The following is a 2,774-nucleotide window of genomic DNA, read 5'->3' as shown; positions in this document are numbered from 1 at the left end:
TTATAGACTTAAATAATAGTTGTTTATTTTTGACTTTTTAATAAATTATTATATTATTCTACATTAAATTTAAGGACTACTCTATGAATATTTTTAAAATTCTACACTCTAAAGAATTTATTTTTGCAAAGGAATGCTATAAAACATGCAATAGCTACTGCTGTAAAAATCCCTATTTTAAATTTTTGTCTTTTGCTAAAAATGACAACATAATTTTACCTATGTTAGAAGCTGAATTTTTAACATTAAACAGCCAAATACAATTTAAAAATACAAAACACATAACTTTTATATTAAAAAACAATAAAAAAATAAAATTATATTTTGTTGAATGTGATTTCAAAGGTTTATGTTCACCTCACAATCTAAGACCGCTAATATGCAAACTATATCCTTATTTTCCTATAATAGATAATGATGGTAATTTTATTAGAGCCAGAGAATCAACAATGTATGATTTATTCTATAAAGACGAAAAAAATCATCCATGCACTTTAATACAAACAAATAAAAAAGATATAATCAATCAACTTAAAATAACTACAGAAGAAATAAGGAAAGTTCCTATAATGATTTTTATTTTTAAATCTCTTCAATACATAGATGAAGCTTTACAAAAATATTTTGAAAACATATTTAACAAAAAAATATTTATAGATACATTAGACAGGGGGGGGGTAATAGAATTTTTCAAGCATTATGAGAAAAATTCCTTTACTATGCAAGCTTTTAAGAATCAAGAATTTATCGAAAATATAATTTCTTTGTATAATACATTAGAACAAAAACACGGTGAGGAATTTACACAATATTTTTTTGAATAAGGTGGCTAAAACTATGGATTTAACTTTACTTCCTTATATGATTATAGGGATTTTTTCAGGTATGGCTTCGGGGGTTTTTGGCATAGGCGGTGGTATGATTATCGTTCCTTTTATGCTTACTTTAGGGCTTAGCTCTCACCATGCTGTTGCAATTTCTGTTGTACAAATGATTTTTGCTTCTATTTTTGGCTCCTATTTAAACTATAAAAAGAAAAATTTAATCTTAAAAGATGGACTTATCATAGGCTTTGGAGGCTTTTTAGGTGCGATGTTTAGTGGGCTTTTACTCTCATATTTTTCGGATATAATCCTAACAAGTATTTTTTTATGCGTGAGTATTGTATTTTTTTTAAAATTTGCTTTTAATCAAAAAAGTACCATTGGAAACATTAGTCACTCTAATATCTTAAAAAATTCTATTTTGCTAATTTGCGGTGTATTTACAGGAATTTTTGCTATATCTTTAGGGATTGGTGGTGGGCTTTTAATTACCCCTATTCTAGCTTATTTTTTAGGCTATGATACTAAAAAAGTAGTGCCACTTAGTTTATTTTTTGTAATATTTGCTTCCATTTCAGGGATTAGTTCTTTTGTATATAATGACATCATTGATAAAGAAGTTTTACAAAATGGAAGCTTGGTGGGACTTAGCTCTATGCTAGGAGTTTATCTTGGTATAAAAATCATGGAAAAAATCAACCTCAAATCCCACCGTATAGCACTTTTAGGCATCTACACTCTTTCTATAACCATGACTATCATAAGTTTAATTAAAAAATTAAATTTATTTTAATCTATCGGCAAATTTTTGCCTATTAGAAGTATAGACAAAGCTTAAAACCTCTGCCACTGCTTTAAAAAGCTCCGGCGGGATAAGATCATTTACCTCACAAGCTTTATAAAGCTCTCTAGCTAAAGGAGGATTTTCATAAATCATAACATTGTATTCATATGCCATATCTTTAATACGCAAAGCTAAAAAATCCACTCCTTTAGCCAAAACCTTAGGCGCAGCTTCTTTAGAACTATCATAACGTAAAGCAACCGCATAGTGAGTAGGGTTAGTAATTACAACATCAGCACTAGCAACATCTTGCACCATTCTGCGTCTTGCTGCTTCCATTTGTAAACGACGAATTCTTCCTTTTACTAAAGGATCTCCTTCGCTTTGCTTGTATTCATCTTTGATTTCTTGTTTGCTCATGCGTAAGTTTTTAAAGTATTGATACCTTACTAAAAGTACATCCAAAAGCCCAATAATCAAAAAAGCTATAATCACAATAGCAGCAAGGATAATAGCCTTATCTCTAAGCCATAAAAGTTGTGGATAAATCGTATAAAGCTCTACCCTAGGAAGCTCTTTCATAAATTGCAATAAAAAAATAAAAGCTATACCAAAAACAACCCCAACTTTAAGAGTAATTTTCAAAGCCTCAATGATTTTTTTCAAAGAAAAAAGATTTTTAAGCCCATTAATAGGATTAATTTTATTAAAATTTGGAGTAATAGGCTTAGTAGTAAAAATAAAACCAAATTGCATTAAATTACCAAGTACACCTGCAACCATAATTATTAGAGTAATAGGTAAAACCATAATAAACATTTCTATCATGGTTTTTATAATAATTTTTTGTAAGATTTTTAAATCAAGTTCTATACCTATAAAACTTTGATAAAACCTATACAAACCGCTAATTCTCTCCCCTATAAAAGGCAACATAAACAACACCACAACCACAGCTATAACAAGTACAGCCACAGCAGATGCATCTTGGCTTTTTGGGACATTACCCTCTTTGCGCGCATCTTCTATTTTCTTGGACGTGGGTTCTTCTGTTTTTTCTTGATCATCAGCAGCCATAAAAAACCTTTAAAAATTTAAAGTAAAATTATAGCATTTAAATCCAAGTATAAACAAATTTGAAACTTGGATTTATTCTCATTCAATTC

The 2,774-nt window shown here is 29.1% G+C and carries 3 protein-coding genes; 2 read left to right on the top strand and 1 reads right to left on the bottom strand.

Features of this window, described 5'->3' with window-relative positions; translation table 11 throughout:
- The first annotated feature begins 83 nt into the window (after positions 1–83).
- A complete protein-coding gene (locus CAMP5060_RS07940; RefSeq protein ID WP_337218190.1) occupies positions 84–824 on the top strand; it encodes a hypothetical protein in 741 nt (246 codons plus the stop codon).
- Positions 825–837: 13 nt separating this feature from the next.
- Positions 838–1,617, top strand: a complete 780-nt coding sequence (locus tag CAMP5060_RS07935) for a sulfite exporter TauE/SafE family protein (RefSeq protein WP_261545354.1) — start codon at positions 838–840, stop codon at positions 1,615–1,617.
- On the opposite strand, the gene flhB is transcribed toward CAMP5060_RS07935, so the two are convergent.
- Positions 1,609–2,685: a flagellar biosynthesis protein FlhB gene (gene flhB, locus CAMP5060_RS07930; RefSeq protein WP_214125698.1), complete on the bottom strand. Its 1,077-nt coding sequence runs from the start codon at positions 2,683–2,685 to the stop codon at positions 1,609–1,611. The genes CAMP5060_RS07935 and flhB overlap by 9 nt on opposite strands.
- Positions 2,686–2,774: the final 89 nt, after the last annotated feature.

Origin of the sequence: Campylobacter sp. 1569 (genome assembly GCF_024723675.1) — a bacterium.
Taxonomy (GTDB): Bacteria; Campylobacterota; Campylobacteria; order Campylobacterales; family Campylobacteraceae; genus Campylobacter_D; species Campylobacter_D jejuni_C.
This window is presented reverse-complemented; position numbering and strand designations above follow the sequence as displayed.

Excerpts from the sequence above, each read along its gene's own strand:
- flhB (WP_214125698.1), bottom strand. The coding sequence starts at position 2,685 with ATGGCTGCTGATGATCAAGAAAAAACAGAAGAACCCACGTCCAAGAAA.
- CAMP5060_RS07935 (WP_261545354.1), top strand. The coding sequence starts at position 838 with ATGGATTTAACTTTACTTCCTTATATGATTATAGGGATTTTTTCAGGT.
- CAMP5060_RS07940 (WP_337218190.1), top strand. The coding sequence starts at position 84 with ATGAATATTTTTAAAATTCTACACTCTAAAGAATTTATTTTTGCAAAG.